Origin of the sequence: Streptomyces katrae (assembly GCF_000717655.1) — a bacterium.
Taxonomy (GTDB): Bacteria; Actinomycetota; Actinomycetes; order Streptomycetales; family Streptomycetaceae; genus Streptomyces; species Streptomyces katrae_B.
Genome location: NZ_JNZY01000011.1, coordinates 149,154 through 164,456 on the forward strand (window position 1 = coordinate 149,154; position 15,303 = coordinate 164,456).

Genomic DNA, 15,303 nt, shown 5'->3' on the forward strand with positions numbered 1-15,303 from the left:
GACTCCACCGTGTGACGCCCTCCATAGGGGACGCGTGCGACAGGACAACTTACTGTCGAGTAGCCTTCTGTTCGAAGATCTTCCCGTCCGGGCCGCTCCAACCGGCCCGGACGGGAAGATCGGCCAACTGGTTCTATGGGCAACTTATCCATGCATGTCCGGATCTCGGTCAACGGCCTTTGCCTTCCTGGTACTTCTTCGGCCCATGAACAAGATCACCCGCCGGCAAGCCTTGGGCACCACCGCCGGCGCTCTCACCGTCCTCGGCCTCGCCGGCGCCACCGCGCACGCAGCCGCCACCGACTCCCGCGCCTCCCTACCCACCGGCGCGGTCGACGAGGTGTACCAGGGCCGCCGCATACAGATCACCCCGGGCGGGGGCGGCCACCACGGCGGCCACCACGGGGGCGGCCACGACGGACTGCCGACCGTCCGGATAGACGGCCGCGAACTGCACGTCATGCGCAACGCCGACGGCACCTGGATCAGCGTGGTCAACCACTACGAGACCTTCGCCGACCCGGCCTCGCTCGCCCGCGCCGCCGTGCGCGAGCTGCAGGGCGCCACCCTCGCCCCGTTCTCGCCCATGGGAGGCACGGCATGACCGTCCGCAAGAACCAGGCCGCCCTCACCGCCGAGGAGAAGCGCGCCTTCACCAATGCGCTGCTGGAGCTCAAGCGCACCGGTACCTACGACCGGTTCGTCACCACCCACAACGGGTTCATCATGGCCGACACCGACTCGGGCGACCGGGCCGGCCACCGCTCGCCCTCGTTCCTGCCCTGGCACCGCCGCTTCCTGCTGGAGTTCGAGGCCGAGCTGCAGAAAGTGGACCCGAAGGTTTCGCTCCCGTACTGGGACTGGAGCGCGGACCGCACCACCCGCTCCTCCCTCTGGGCCGCCAACTTCCTCGGCGGCACCGGCCGGGCCCGCGACGGACAGGTCCTCGACGGGCCGTTCGCGTCCGCCAACGGCAAGTGGCCGATAAACGTACGGGTGGACGGGCGCGCGTACCTGCGCCGGGCGCTCGGCGCCGGGGTGGCCGAGCTGCCGACGAAGGCCGAGGTGGACGCCGTGCTCAACATGCCGGTGTACGACATGGCCCCCTGGAACAGCTCCTCGAACGGCTTCCGCAACCACCTGGAGGGCTGGCGCGGCGCCAACCTGCACAACCGGGTGCACGTGTGGGTCGGCGGCCAGATGGCCACCGGGGTCTCCCCCAACGACCCGGTGTTCTGGATGCACCACGCCTTCGTCGACAAGCTGTGGGCCGAATGGCAGGCCCGCAACCCGAAGTCCACGTACCTGCCGGCGGGGGGCACCGCGAACGTCGTCGACCTGCACGACACCATGCGGCCGTGGAACGACGTGACCCCGGCGGACATGCTGGACCACCGGAAGTTCTACACCTTCGACACCGAGCTGGTCCCGGCCGCCGCCAGCCAGCGGTAGTGCAGTTCGGGGCGGCCGACCTGGCCGTACCGGGGGGTGCGGTCCGCCCGCCCGGTGTCCACCAGGTGCTCCAGGTAGCGGCGGGCGGTGATCCGGGAGATCCCCGCGGCTTCGGCCGCCCCCGCTGCGGTCAGCCCCTCGGGCGCCGCCCGCAGCAGCGCGCCGACCCGGTCCAGGGTCGGCGCGCTGAGCCCTTTCGGGAGCTCGGCGGGGCCCGGGGCGCGCAGGGCGGCGAGCGCCCGGTCCACGTCGTCCTGGCCGGCCGCCTCCCCCGCCGTCGCGCGGAACTCGGCGTAGCGCAGCAGCCGTTCGCGCAGCGTCAGGAAGGCGAACGGCTTCAGTACGTACTGGACCACGCCGAGCGAGACGCTTTCGCGGACCACGGCCAGGTCCCGCGCCGAGGTCACCACGATCACGTCCACGGGATGCCCGGACGCCCGCAGCCGGCGGGCGAAGCGCAGCCCGTGCCCGTCGGGCAGGGTGAGGTCGAGCAGCAGCAGGTCCACCCGGGTCCGCTCCAAGACCCGGGTGGCCTCGGCGAGCGAGTGGACGGCGCCGACGGCGGTGAAGCCGGGCACCCGGCCGACGTACAGGGCGTGCGCGTCGGCGGCGACGGGGTCGTCCTCGACCACCAGCACCCGCACCCCGGATACCGCGGGCGCCTCGTGTGCGCCGCTCATGGCGTGGGCTCCCTTCGGACGGGCAGTCGTACGGTGAACTCGGCTCCACCGTCGGGCACTTCGGCGGCGACCGCGCTGCCTCCGTGCCGGTGGGCCACCTGGCGGACCAGGGCGAGGCCGAGGCCGCGCCCCTCTCCCTTGCCCGACCAGCCGCGCAGGAACACATCGGCGGCGGCGCCCGTGGGCAGGCCGGGGCCGTTGTCGGTGACGCGGAGCAGCAGTGCGTCCTCCTCGGGCCGGACGGTGACCGCGATCCTGGCGGCGGGGACGCCGGTGAGGGCGTCGACGGCGTTGTCGAGGAGGTTGCCGAGCACGGTGACGAGGTCCCGGGCCGGGACGCTTCCGGTCCGGCCGTCGACGGCGCGGCTGTCGGGGGTGAGGACCAGCTCGACGCCCCGCTCGTGCGCCTGGGCGGCCTTGCCCAGCAGCAGCGCCACCAGGACGGGTTCTCCGACGCCGGTGACCACCTCGTCGGTGAGGGCCTGGGCCAGCTCCAGTTCGGCGGTGGCGAATTCCACCGCCTCGTCCGCGCGGCCGAGTTCGATGAGGGAGACCACGGTGTGCAGCCGGTTGGCAGCCTCGTGGGCCTGGGACCGCAGCGCCTCGGTGAATCCGCGCTCCTGATCCAACTCACCGGTGAGCGACTGGAGTTCGGTGTGGTCACGCAGGGTGACCACGGTGCCGCGGCGGCCGCCGCCCGCGACGGGCGAGCTGTTGAGGACGAGTACCCGGTCCGCGGTCAGGTGCACCTCGTCCACCCGGGGCCGGTCGGCGAGCAGGGCGCCGGTGAGCGGTGCGGGCAGTCCGAGGTCTGCGACGCCGGTTCCCCTGGCGTCCCCCTGCAGGCCGAGCAGTTCGCGGCCGGCATCGTTGATCAGGGTGATCCGGCGCTGACCGTCGAGCATCAGCAGGCCCTCGCGGACGCCGTGCAGGGCCGCCTGGTGGTAGTCGTACATCCGGCTGAGCTCGGCCGCGTTCATCCCGTGCGTGTGCCGGCGCAGCCGGGCGTTGACGATGTACGTGCCCACTCCGCCGAGGGCGAGCGCGCCGGCCGCGACCCAGGCGAGGGCGGAGAGCTGCTCCGCGAGCCGGGCGCTGATCGCTCGGACGGTGATGCCGGAGCTGACCATGCCGACGACCTTGCCGTCGTCCACGAGCGGGGTGACGACGCGGATGGTCGGCCCGAGGGTGCCGGTGTAGGTCTCGCTGAAGGTCTGGCCGCGCAGGGCGGGGCCGGTGTTCCCCATGAACGGCTCGCCGATGCGGCGGGGGTCGGGGTGGGTCCAGCGCCGCCCGTCCGGGGCCATGATCGTCACGAAGTCCACCCCGGAGTCGACGCGGACCCGCTCGGCGTAGGGCTGGAGCGCGGGCGAGGGGTCGGCGCCGCGCGCCGCGCCGCGTACGGCCTCGCGGACGGACGGGGAGTCGGCGACCGCGCGGGCCACGGCCCCCGCCTGGCGCCGGGCGGACTCCTCGGCCTGTCCGCGGGCGGTGGCATACGCGAAGACCGCGCAGCCGGCGACGACCACGGCGACCAGCAGCACCTGCATGGCGAAGAGCTGGCCGGCGAGGCTGCGCGGGGGTCGAGGGAACCGGAACATGGCGTTCAGTGTGCACCGGCCCGTGAACTCAATGAACGCAAGGGTGACCGGGGTCACAGCCTCGCGCGATGGTCCTCCCGGGACGTATTCACCACCAGGAGGCGAGCCGTGGCCGGCAGACGCGACAAGACCCACTATCTGTACATCGCGGTGATCGCCGCGGTACTCCTCGGCATCGCGGTCGGCTTCGCCGCACCGGACACGGCCGTGGAGCTCAAGCCGCTGGGCACCGGCTTCGTCAACCTCATCAAGATGATGATCTCGCCGGTGATCTTCTGCACGATCGTGCTGGGCATCGGGTCGGTGCGCAAGGCCGCGAAAGTCGGCGCCGTGGGCGGACTCGCCCTCGGCTACTTCATGATCATGTCCACGGTGGCGCTGGCCATCGGACTCCTCGTCGGGAACCTGCTCGAGCCCGGCAGCGGACTGCACCTGACCGAGGCCGTCAAGCACGCGGGAGAGGCACAGGCCAAGGCGGGCGGGGCGCAGACCACTCCCGAGTTCCTGCTGGGGATCATCCCGACCACCCTCGTCTCCGCGTTCACCGGCGGCCAGGTGCTCCAGACGCTGCTCGTGGCGCTGCTGTGCGGGTTCGCGCTCCAGGCCATGGGTCCGGCGGGCGAGCCGCTGCTGCGCGGTATCGGCCATGTGCAGAAACTGGTCTTCCGGGTGCTGTCGATGATCATGTGGGCGGCGCCGGTGGGCGCGTTCGGCGCCATCGCGGCGGTGGTCGGCGCGACCGGCATCGACGCACTGAAGTCGCTCGCCGTCATCATGATCGGCTTCTACACCACCTGTCTGCTGTTCGTGTTCGTGGTCCTCGGCACTCTGCTGCGGGTGTGCACCGGGCTCAACGTCTTCTCACTGCTGCGCTACCTGGGCCGCGAGTTCCTGCTGATCCTTTCCACCTCCTCCTCGGAGTCGGCGCTGCCCCGGCTGATCGCGAAGATGGAGCACCTCGGCGTCTCCAAGCCGGTGGTCGGCATCACGGTGCCGACGGGCTACTCGTTCAACCTGGACGGGACCGCGATCTACCTCACGATGTCCTCGCTGTTCATCGCGGAGGCGATGGGCAAGCCGCTGGCCATCGGCGAGCAGATCTCGCTGCTGCTGTTCATGATCGTGGCCTCGAAGGGCGCGGCAGGCGTGACGGGCGCGGGGCTGGCGACGCTGGCGGGCGGGCTCCAGTCGCACCGGCCGGAACTCGTCGACGGCGTCGGGCTGATCGTGGGCATCGACCGCTTCATGAGCGAGGCCCGGGCGCTGACGAACTTCGCGGGCAACGCCGTGGCGACGGCGCTCATCGGCACCTGGACCAAGGAGTTCGACCGCGAGCGGGCCACCGAAGTCCTCGCGGGACGACTGGAGTTCGACGAGACCACCCTGGTCGACGACGGCCACGGCACGGAGCTCCCCACCGTGCCCGGACCGTCGCCGGCCGACGCGAAGGAGGGCGTGCCGGCGTAACCGGCAGCGCCCCGTCAGGGGCCGGCCGGGCAGGGCTCGCCCCCATGGTGCCCAGCCCGGTCGGCCCTCACGCAGCCCCATAGTCGATTTTCGGCCATGGGGCTGCGAAGTGTCGTGCGGTAAAAGGTACTTCCATATCGGGGCACACGTCTGACATCTTGCGTCCACCACTCGTTTCGTACGGCCCGGTAGGTGCCATGAGCACCACCGGGCCGTCTTCGGAGGACGCATTGATACCCCACATATCCAGCCGACCTCGACGCACTCTCGTGCTCGCCGCCACGCTCGGCGCGGCACTCGCCTTCGGGGCACCCGCCGCGCTCGCCGGCACCGCCCCGGTCTCCCCGCCCGGCAAGACCGCCCCGTCCGCCCCCGCCAAGGCTGCGGCCGCGGCGCCGACCTCCCAGAGTGCGACCTGGGTTGCCGGCACGCGCGCCTACCTGGTGATCACCGCCCCCGGTGACAGCTCGGCGGTCCGTGCCGCCGTCGCCGCCAACGGCGGCACCGTCTTCTCGAACTTCGACGCCATCGGCGTGATCGTCGCCCACTCCTCCTCCGCCGGCTTCGCCACGGCGATGCGCGGGGTCAGCGGGGTCCAGCAGGTCGGGGCCACCCGTACCTCGGACGTTCCGGCCGACGCCTACAATCCGGCGCTGCCCGCCAACCCGGCCCAGTCGACGACCCCGGTCGGCGAGCCCGTCCGCGCCGACATGAGCCAGATCAAGGCCGACCAGGCCTGGGCCGTCACCACCGGCTCCGCGTCCGTCAAGGTCGGCATCCTGGACACCGGCGTGGACGACCAGCACCAGGACCTGGCGCCGAACTTCAACGCGGCGGACTCCGTCTCCTGCGCCTACGGCAAGCCCGACACCCGTACGGGCGCCTGGCGGGACGTGGACAGCCACGGCACCCACGTCGCGGGCACCATCGCGGCGGCCAAGAACGGCAAGGGCGTCGTCGGCGTGGCCCCGGGCGTGAAGATCTCCGCGGTCCGCGTCGCCGAGCCGGGCAACTCGTTCTTCTTCGCCGAGAACACCATCTGCGGCTTCGTGTGGGCCGGTGACCACGGCTTCAAGGTCACCAACAACAGCTACTACACGGACCCGTGGCAGTTCAACTGCCCGGACAACATCGACCAGGCCGCCATCATCGAGGGCGTCAAGCGCGCCCAGGAGTACGCCGAGGGCAAGGGCTCCCTGCAGGTCGCCGCGGCGGGCAACGAGAACTACGACCTCGCCCACAAGACGACCGACTCCGCGAGCCCGAACGACTCGACGCCGGTCACCCGCACCATCACCAACGCCTGCCTCGACATCCCGACCGAGCTCCCGGGCGTGGTCACGGTCGCGGCGAACGGCACGGGCACCACGAAGGCCTCGTTCTCGAACTTCGGCTCGGGCGTCATCGACGTGGCGGCCCCGGGCAGCGACGTCTACTCCACCGTCCCGGGCGGCAAGTACGGCAGCAAGAGCGGCACGTCGATGGCCACCCCGCACGTGGTGGGCGTCGCGGCGCTGCTCGCCAGCACCAACCCCGGCATCACCCCGGCGCAGCTGCGCGACAAGCTGGCCACGCAGGCCAACGACATCGCCTGCCCGTCGGACAACCGCTGCACCGGCACCGCGGCCAACAACTCGTTCTTCGGCGAGGGCCAGGTCGACGCGCTGAAGGCGGTCGGGTCCACCCCGCCGCCCGGGAAGTACTTCGAGAACCTCGGCGACTTCGCGATCAACGACAACGCCACCGTGGAGAGCCCCATCACCGTCAGCGGGGTGACCGGCAATGCGCCGGCCACCCTCAAGGTGGGGGTGGACATCAAGCACACCTACATCGGTGACCTCAAGGTCGACCTCGTGGCTCCCGACGGCACCGTCTACACCCTGAGCAACCGGGCCGGCGGCGGCACCGACAACATCGTCCAGAGCTTCACCGTCAATGCGTCCTCCGAGGTCGCGAACGGTGTCTGGAAGCTCCGGGTGAACGACAACGCCAACGCCGACACCGGCAAGATCGACGCCTGGAACCTCACGTTCTGACGGCCGTCGGGCTGAAGCACCAACGCTGCAGGACGTCGGCGAGCCAGTCGAAGGCGACGTCGCAGTGCTGCTGCGGGGCCATCGGGGAGCAGTGCAACTGCGCCCCGGTGGCCCCCGTCATTTTCGCGTGCGCGTGCGGTGGTCGGGCTGACCGCGCCGGCAGGCGGGCCACGGCCTCGAGCCGGTGCTCGAAGGCCGCGGCGCGGGCGACCAGGTTGCCGCCCCGACTGAGGCCGGTGATCGCGATCCGGTCGCTGTCCACGTCCCCCCGGGCGTCGAGCCAGTAGACGAGCGGGGCCACCATCTGCTCCCTGCGGGTGGTGAACGGGATCTCCTCGACGAACAGGAGCCGGCCCTGGACCGGGCCGTCGTAGACGAGCGCGTTCCGGCCCCGGCCGGGGAGCAGAGCGGGGTGAAGGTGTCCCAGGCTTTGCGGCCCGCCGGGCAGACCGCCTTCTCCTCGCCGGGGCTGCGGGTCCCGGGGACGTGGAACAGGGCCTGGGCGCAGTACTGCGCGGCCCGCGACGAGGGGAAACGGCGGGTCTGCGAGGGGTTTTCGCCGCCGTGCCGGCCGGCCGCCGGGGCTGCGGCGAGCCGGTCGCCCCAGGCGCGGAACGTGGCGGTGAAGGTCTGCGCGGCCAGCCCGGCGGCGTTGACGGCGGTGAGCACCTCGCCCTCCTCGGAGGCACGCATGCCGGCCGCGCCGAGCACGAGGAGCCCGGCGAAGCCGTACCCGGGGTCGTCGAACGGCACGGCGGCCGCACAGCCGGCGGCTTCGCCGATGGCGAGGACTCCGGCGCCTGCGGCGAGTCCGGCCAGGGCGCCGCGCCGGGGCCGTCCCCAGGGGTCTGCCACCGGGGCTGCGGCTGGGGCGTGCGAGCGTGCGCCGCCATGGCAGGGGCCGTAGGAGACGGCCGCGGCGGACCGGCGCCCCCCACACCCTCCGCTGCTCCCCACGGCCCTGCCCGGCTACCTGGTCCGCAGCACGCAGTCCCCGCAGAGTCCGCCGCCCGGCACCTGGTAGTAGAGGCAGCAGCTGCGCCGTACGAAAGCCACCCCGAGCCCCTCTTCGTGAATGAAGGTGCCGGTCCCGCCGAGCGCCCCGCCCCCGGCCAGCAGCTCCGCGGCCAAGGACACCGCCGGGCCGCCCGGAACCCGGTCGATCAGCACCCGCAGCGCCCCGACCAGCCCCGACGCGGCGTTGCCGCGCAGCACCTTCGGTGACACCCCGTACCGCTCCCGCAGGCGCGCGTCCAGGACCCCGAGGTTGCCGAGCACGCTGTCCCCGAGCAAGTCGGCCGGCAGCGCCCCCGCACCGGGCTCGGGCAGCCACAGTTCCAGCGACGCCGCCGCGGGCAGCCGCCACCACACCCGGTCGACCCCCAGGTCGGGGATCCGCCCGCCCAGCGCGGCGCAGCCCAGCCCGAGCGACCACAGCCGCGAGGCGATCCCGAACTGCGCGGTCGACGCCGCGACCCGGCCGGGGCCGCTCCGGATCCGCCGCCCCACCTCGGCGACGTACGGCTCGAGTCGTGCCCCGTACAGCTCGCCGAGCGGCCGGAAGCCGTCCCCGGGCGGCTCCTTCCCGTACGGCACGGCGAAGAAGGGCCCGACGGCGGCCAGCCGGCGCAGTACGTCCTCCACCTCAGGCTCCGTATCCGTATCCGTATCCGTATCCGTTCCCGGCTCCCGTGCGGGAACCGGTGCGGCCCCATGATCTCATCAGGGGCCCGCGGCCCGGGAGCCGTCGCTCGCCGGGCCGCGGGCGGCCACGGCCAACCGGGACCTGTCGAGGCCGCCTTCCTTCGTGTCGTCGTTGGCGAAGACGAACGACTCGATCGGCACGCCCCGTTCGGCGCTGAGCCGGGCCACCAGCTCCTGCAGGACCACCGTCTCCAGCACCACGCGCACGGCGTCCGGGACCTCGGGAAGGCGGATCACCGACAGGCTGTCCGCCGGCTCGACCCGGGCCGTCGTCAGCAGCAGCGTGAGGTGCCCGGCGCCGGCCAGCGAGCGGGCCAGCTCGATCTCGCGGCCGTCGCCGAACACCAGGTGGAGGGTGTTGCCCGCCGACTCCATCTCCCCGTGCAGGTAGTTGCGGGTCGCCGAGGCGGCCGCGGTCATCCGGACCACCTCGCGCAGCAGCAGCGCACCCTCCTCCGCCGAGGCGCACGAGGCCCCGGCCGCCACCGTGTCGGAGGCGATGCAGCGGGCGCCGCGCTCGCGCAGGCCCGCGACCACCTCGGCGGCCTGCCGGTGGACCGCGGCGGTCTGCTCGGCGATGCCGCCCCAGGGATCCTGCGCGCGGCCCGCGATGGCCCCGGCGATCAGGTCGAGGGCGACGACCGTCCCGGTGTAGCCGATGGTCGAGGCGTACGAGTCGGGCTCGTTGCCGAGGCCCACGGTCACGCCGGCGAGCTCGCCGAGCCGCGACGGTAAGACGTTGAGCAGCGCTGCCCTCGTGACGCCGGGGGCGGCGGACCGGCAGGCGGCGACGGTCTCGCTGCTGCGGCCGCCCTGGGAGACGGCGATCAGGCAGTCCGTGTCGAAGCCGGCGGTGCCGCTCTCGATCTCGCTGGACAGGACGCGCTGGGTGACGAACCCGGCCTTCCGCAACTGCTGTACGGGGACGGCGAGGGCGGCGTACGAGGCGCCCATGCCGGTGAACAGGGGGCGCCGGGCGGCGCGCAGCGCGGCGCGCTCCGGGGACGCCAGCTGGCTGCGGACGCGGTCGGCGATCCGGGCGAGGGCGGCGCCCTGGCCGACCTGGCCCTCGAGGAACGTGATGCGGGATCCGGACATGGTGGGGGGTGTCTCGTCTTTCCGTGAAGCGCTGTGCGGGAACGGTGTGTTGGGGACGGTAGGGGGCAGGCGGCGGCATCGGGCGCCGTCGGCCGCGCCCCGCGCGCGCTCCCGGTCCGCGGTCGCCGGGTCGAACCTCACGAACGCCCAGCGGAAGAGCACGCGGGCCGCCGGAGCGCAGGCGCGGCCCGCTGCGAGGAAGCCAGGGTTGCCGACGCCCCGGAAGTTGACGACCGTCCCGAGCGACGGCCGCCACCGGGGCTCCGCCACCGAGCTCCGCCACCGGGGCGGTTGCGTCCGTCGCCGCGGTGCCCCGCGGCTACTGCGCCCCGACGACGGCCGCCGCGGGCGCGGTTCCCCGGTGAACCGCCCCGGCCCGGCGGACCGCCGGGCCCATCGCGTACGAGGCCGCCAGCAGGACCGCGCCGAGCAGGAGCCAGCCGGGGATCCCCCAGAGCAGGAGCAGGGAGGTCAGCACCAGCGGCCCCAGGGTCCGCGCGACCGGTACCCCGGTCCCGAAGAAGCCCTGGTACTGGCCGATCCGCTCGGCCGGGGCCAGCGAGAAGCCGATCTGCCAGGACCCGGCGGACTGCCGCATCTCGGCGTCCACCTGGAGCACCGCCCCCGCGACGAGCAGCGCCGCGGCCGCCCAGCCGGCCCGGGGCAGCGCCGAGAGGGCGAACACCGCGCAGGAGGCGGCCATGACCAGACCGGACACCCGGACCGCCCGGCGCGCGCTGTCCAGGTCGGTCACGGGCCGCGCCGTCCGCACCTGGAACAGCATCACGGCGACGGTGTTGACCACGAACAGTGCCGACACCAGCCAGCCGGGGGCGCTGGTGCGCTCCACGATCCACAGCGGGATCGCAAGGCTCAGCAGCGGCATCCGCAGCAGCAGGATCGCGTTCAGCAGCGTGACCAGCGCGTACGGCCGGTCGCGGAGCACCGCCAGCCGCGGCTCCCCCGCCGCCCGCTGCGGTACCGGGGCCACCGCGGGCAGCCGCAGCAGTACGCCGGCGCAGAGAAGGAAGCTCAGCGCGTCGAGGACGAACACCGCGAGGTGGGCCCGCTCGGTGCCGGCGCCCAGGGCGAGCCCGCCGAGCGCGGCGCCCAGCGCCAGGCCGGCGTTCAGCACGGACTGGAGGTGGGCCAGGACCCCGGTCCGCTCCTGCGGGTTCACGAGCCCCGCGAGCAGTGCCTGCCGGGCGGCCGCCAGTCCGCACTGGGCGGTGGCGTAGACGACGACGGCGAGCAGGAAGGCCGCGAAGGAGCGGATGAACAGGAACGAGGACACGGAGGCAGCGGTGGCCAGCGCCAGCAGCACGGAGGTGCCGCGCGGGCCGCGGCGGTCGGCGAGGGCGCCCAGCGGAACGCCCGCGACCGAGCCGATCGCCCACGCGAGCGTCAGCCCGAGGCCGATCTGGGCCGGCGAAAGACCGACCACCCGGGTGAAGTACAGGACCGAACACACGTAGTAGGCGCCGTCTCCGACGGAATTGCTCAGCTGGGCGGCGGCCAGTCGGCGCGGCGCCCCCGGCGGGGGCAGGATCCGTATCGTCACCTGCCCATTGGACCAGCCGGATGGCCCAATGGATCGGTCCAATTCCAACTCTGCTTGCCGGGCCACTTCACGCGGGCCGCCAAGCCCCGCCCGGCACCGCCCCGGCCCCCGCCCCGGGACACGTCACCGACGGCCGTCCGTTCGATGTCCGGGCGGTCGGGGAAGGGCCCGAGATCATCCGCCGGGCGTACGGTTGCGGCCTTCCGCGGGCGCGTCCGGAGACCCTTACATCCTCGCAGGTCAGACGCTGTTTGCGCGACAGTCGAGGGCCCTGTGGGCCGCCGTCCGGGGGGCTCTCGCCGGGTGGTGGAACGGATGTCCGCGGATCAGGATTACCGGTGCTCCGGACCGGGGACCGAAGTCATCGAAAAAGATGGCCGCGACGTTGCCATTTTGGGGGTTCATGAGAGGAGATTTAGGGGCTACATTGAGCCACTCGCGTTCACCTGACAGCCCGTTGCCTTTCACTCGTGTTTTGCACGGGGGGCGACGTCAGGAGCGCACACTGTGCAACCACCCCACCGCCCAGAAGGACCGAAGGCTCCGTGCCCGTACCCGTACTCCTCGCCGGCCGCACCGTGCGGCTCGAGCCCCTCGCCCCCCACCACACCGAGGCCTTGGCCGTGGCCGGGGCCGAGGATCGTACGACTTACGCCTTCACCCCCGTACCCCATGGGGTGCAGGCGTCCCACGAGTACATCGACCGCGCCCTCGCAGATCAGGCGGCGGGTCGATCGCTCCCCTTCGCGGTGGTCAGAGCCACCGACGGCCGGGTCGTCGGTTCGACCCGGTTCCTGGAACTCGACTACTGGCAGGGACCGCTGGTGTGGCCCGCGGTGCCGGGCGTCCCGTTCGGTGATCCGGCGACGGCGATCCCCGATGCCGCCGAGATCGGGAATACCTGGCTGTCCCCGGGCGCCCAGGGGACGGGCATCAACACCGAGGCGAAGCTGCTCATGCTCCGCCATGCCTTCGAGACCTGGGGCGTCCGCCGCATCTCGCTGCGCGCCGACGCCCGCAACGGACGCTCGCGCGCGGCGATGGAGCGGCTCGGGTTCACCTGCGAAGGGGTCCGCCGGGCCCATTCCAGGGGGCTCGACGGGGCCGTGCGCAGTACCGCCTTCTACTCGATCCTCGACGAGGAGTGGCCGGCCGTGCGGTCGATCATCGAGCTGAGGCTGTCCGCGGGGGCTCAGCGCAAGCGGAGGCGCAAGACGCTGGTCCCGGCGTAACGGTCCTGCATTCGGCGCAACGGTCCTGCACATCGGCCCGGCGGTTCCGGCAGCGGCCCCCGCCCCGTTCCTTCCTCCCGGCGTCAGCCGAGGAAGGCCGGGGCGAGGGCCGAGGTCATCAGCGGGGTGGGAGCGCCGCTGCCGTCGGCCGGTACGGCGTACAGGTCGGCGCCGAAGTCGCCGGGCAGGGAGTAGACGACCGTCTTGTCGTCCCTCCACACCACCTGGTCGTCCACGCTGCGCTCCTCGGCGAGCGGGGTCTCCTGCATCGAGGCCAGATCCAGGGCGTACAGCCGCCAGGGGGCGTCGGGCGACAGGCCGGGCACCCGCTTCTTGAACACGAGCCGGGTCCCGTCGGGCGACAGCGACGGACATTCCAGGTTCTCGCGGAGGGTGGTCACGGTGCGTTCGACGAGGTCACCCCGGACCAGGTAGGTCTGGCCGCCGGTGGCGAGCGTCGCGTAGAAGGTCCGCTCGTCGGCGGCGAAGGTCACGCCCCAGAAGTTGACGTCGGCGTTGCGGTACGCCTTGCCGTCCTTGCGGACCGCGAAGTCCTCCAGCGAGGCCTCGAGCTTGCCGGTGCGCAGGTCGAGCAGCGAGGTGCGGGTGGAGAAGTCCGTCCCGGCGTACGAGTCCCCGCCGACGAAGACCGTCCAGGCGACGAGGTGCCCGCCGGGCGAAACCCGGGCGCGGGTGGGTATGCCGGCCAGCGGGTGTGCCGAGACCTCCTCGAGGCGGGCATCGAGGACGACGGCCCGGTAGCTCTCCTGGACCCCGCCCTTGTCGGCCCGGAGGCAGATCCCGGTGCCCGCCGCCGCATGGAAACGCAGGCAGCTCACGCCGGAGGCGGTACGCGGGCCCTGGGGCGCGGCGACGGGGACGGTGGCGAGCTCGTCGCGGTGCGGGCCCCACGCCATGTTCCGGAACACGATCCGCCGCTCGGCCCCGCCCGGGGCCAGGGACACCTCGCCCCGGCTGATCTGCGGGCCGCCCGCCCGGGTCTGGTTCTTCTCCTCGGCCCGCGAGGAGGCCCGTACGACGGCGAGCACCCCCACCGCGGCGAGCAGTACGACGGCGGAGACGAGGATCAGGATCCGGCGTTGGAGGGTCATGGGGGCCTTTCGGGGATGTGGGAGAACTTCGGAGGCGGCTGAGGGGGCTCAGCCGGCCCGCGCCTCGGCGGCGGACTCGGCGGCCGTCGCGTCCGCCGGCCGGAGCCAGGCGCAGGCGCCGGCCGCGGCCGCCAGCAGCACGCCCGCGACCGCGAGGGCCGGGCGCGGGCCCCAGACGGTCCAGGCGGCGCCGAATCCCAGCGAGGCGGCGAACCGGGCGAGGGCCTGGCCGGTCTGGACGAGGGCGAGGCCGCCGCCGCGGTGCTCCTCGGGCACGGCTCCGGCGGCCGCGGCCATCAGGACGCCGTCGGTGGCCGCGTAGAAGCCGCCGTGCAGCAGGAGCACGGCGTACGGCAGGACCATGCCGTAGGCGTGGCCCGCGCCGCCCGCCAGCAGGAGTCCGTACGCGAAGAGCAGCGCGAGGTGGCCGCCGAGGAAGACGCGCCAACGGCCGATCCGGTCGGCGAGCCGGCCGAGCGGCAGCGCGAGCAGGAAGAACGCGGCGGCGGTGCCCAGCGGCAGCAGCGCGAACCAGCGGTCGGCGATCCCGGTGGCGCGCTGGAGCAGCAGGAATGCGAAGGCGTCGCTGACGGTGCACAGCCCGAGCAGCAGCGCGCACAGGGTGATCCGGCGCAGGTCCCGGCGGCCCAGCAGCCCGAGGGCGGCGCGCAGTGAGACGGGCTCCGCGCCGGGGGCGGGCCCGGTGCGGCGGCCGGGGACGAAGAGGACGAGGACGAGCACGCCGAGGGCGGCGACGCAGGCGCTGACCGTGAAGACGGCGTCGTAGCCGTCGGCGGCGCCGCGCAGGATCAGGAAGGCGAGGATCGGACCGATCAGCGCGCCGGCGGTGTCCATCGCCCGGTGGACCCCGAAGGCCCGGCCGCGGTCCTCGGGGGCGGCGGCCAGGGAGATCAGCGCGTCGCGCGGGGCGGTGCGCAGGCCCTTGCCGGTGCGGTCGAGGGCGAGCACCGCGCCGATGGCGGGCAGGGTGTGGGCGAGCAGCAGCAGCGGTTTGCACAGGGCCGACAGGCCGTAACCGAGGCCGGCGAGGGCCTTGTGGCGGCCGAAGCGGTCGCCGAGGTGGCCTCCGGTGAGCCGGACCAGCGCGCTGATGCCGTTGTAGAGCCCGTCGAGCAGCCCGAAGCCGAGCGGGGAGAGGCCGAGGCCTGCGACGAGGTAGAGGGGGAGCACGGCCGTGACCATCTCGGAGGAGACGTCGGTGATCAGGCTGACCGTGCCGAGGGCGAGCACCGTGGGGGCGAGCGCGGCCCGCCGCCCCCGGGTGGTGCCCGGGGCGGCGGCCTGCGGCTCGGGGGTCACGGCGGGCGCGGGCGTACCGCGACTGTCCGCAACGTACATG

General features: G+C 73.2%; 13 protein-coding genes. 5 read left to right on the forward strand and 8 right to left on the reverse strand.

Translation table 11 applies throughout. The features are described from left to right. Positions 1–205: 205 nt before the first annotated feature. Both melC1 and melC2 read left to right on the forward strand, forming a co-directional pair. Positions 206–604, forward strand: coding sequence for an apotyrosinase chaperone MelC1 (gene melC1, locus IF09_RS0116890; protein WP_030296504.1), 399 nt, complete (start codon positions 206–208; stop codon positions 602–604). Beyond that, positions 601–1,452 carry a tyrosinase MelC2 gene (gene melC2, locus IF09_RS0116895; RefSeq protein WP_030296506.1) on the forward strand — a complete coding sequence of 284 codons (852 nt, stop codon included), beginning with the start codon at positions 601–603 and terminating at the stop codon, positions 1,450–1,452. Before melC1 ends, melC2 begins: the two co-directional genes overlap by 4 nt. On the opposite strand, the gene IF09_RS0116900 is transcribed toward melC2, so the two are convergent. After that, positions 1,404–2,132, reverse strand: a complete 729-nt coding sequence (locus IF09_RS0116900; RefSeq protein WP_051832560.1) for a response regulator — start codon at positions 2,130–2,132, stop codon at positions 1,404–1,406. The genes melC2 and IF09_RS0116900 overlap by 49 nt on opposite strands. Next, the gene (locus IF09_RS0116905) at positions 2,129–3,733 is read right to left on the reverse strand and encodes a sensor histidine kinase (protein WP_030296512.1); all 1,605 of its coding nucleotides are present in this window, start codon (positions 3,731–3,733) and stop codon (positions 2,129–2,131) included. The genes IF09_RS0116900 and IF09_RS0116905 overlap by 4 nt, the downstream gene beginning before the upstream one ends. 108 nt (positions 3,734–3,841) lie before the next feature. Between IF09_RS0116905 and IF09_RS0116910 the strand changes: the two genes are divergently transcribed. Further along, positions 3,842–5,200 carry a cation:dicarboxylate symporter family transporter gene (locus IF09_RS0116910; RefSeq protein WP_106975072.1) on the forward strand — a complete coding sequence of 453 codons (1,359 nt, stop codon included), beginning with the start codon at positions 3,842–3,844 and terminating at the stop codon, positions 5,198–5,200. 269 nt (positions 5,201–5,469) lie between these two features. Next, entirely contained in the window at positions 5,470–7,236 is a 1,767-nt protein-coding gene (locus IF09_RS0116915; protein WP_030296514.1) for a S8 family peptidase, read from the forward strand. Here IF09_RS0116915 and IF09_RS47045 read toward each other — a convergent pair. The 4 genes from IF09_RS47045 to IF09_RS0116935 form a co-directional block, all read right to left on the reverse strand. Further along, positions 7,226–7,540 carry an alpha/beta hydrolase family protein gene (locus IF09_RS47045; RefSeq protein ID WP_030296515.1) on the reverse strand — a complete coding sequence of 105 codons (315 nt, stop codon included), beginning with the start codon at positions 7,538–7,540 and terminating at the stop codon, positions 7,226–7,228. The genes IF09_RS0116915 and IF09_RS47045 overlap by 11 nt on opposite strands. Positions 7,541–8,205: 665 nt before the next feature. Next, positions 8,206–8,880: a (2Fe-2S)-binding protein gene (locus IF09_RS0116925; protein WP_030296516.1), complete on the reverse strand. Its 675-nt coding sequence runs from the start codon at positions 8,878–8,880 to the stop codon at positions 8,206–8,208. 78 nt (positions 8,881–8,958) lie between these two features. Further along, a complete protein-coding gene (locus tag IF09_RS0116930; RefSeq protein ID WP_051832579.1) occupies positions 8,959–10,038 on the reverse strand; it encodes an SIS domain-containing protein in 1,080 nt (359 codons plus the stop codon). 319 nt (positions 10,039–10,357) lie between these two features. Then, a complete protein-coding gene (locus IF09_RS0116935) occupies positions 10,358–11,599 on the reverse strand; it encodes an MFS transporter (protein WP_030296520.1) in 1,242 nt (413 codons plus the stop codon). A 545-nt stretch (positions 11,600–12,144) separates the two neighbouring features. Here IF09_RS0116935 and IF09_RS0116940 point away from each other — a divergent pair. Further along, positions 12,145–12,831 (forward strand): GNAT family N-acetyltransferase, encoded by a 687-nt coding sequence (locus tag IF09_RS0116940; RefSeq protein WP_030296521.1) that lies wholly within the window; start codon positions 12,145–12,147, stop codon positions 12,829–12,831. Between the two features lie 83 nt (positions 12,832–12,914). Here IF09_RS0116940 and IF09_RS0116945 read toward each other — a convergent pair whose 3' ends face one another. Both IF09_RS0116945 and IF09_RS0116950 read right to left on the reverse strand, forming a co-directional pair. After that, entirely contained in the window at positions 12,915–13,943 is a 1,029-nt protein-coding gene (locus tag IF09_RS0116945; RefSeq protein WP_030296523.1) for a TolB family protein, read from the reverse strand. Between the two features lie 48 nt (positions 13,944–13,991). Beyond that, positions 13,992–15,302, reverse strand: coding sequence for an MFS transporter (locus tag IF09_RS0116950; RefSeq protein WP_030296524.1), 1,311 nt, complete (start codon positions 15,300–15,302; stop codon positions 13,992–13,994). Position 15,303 lies beyond the last annotated feature (1 nt).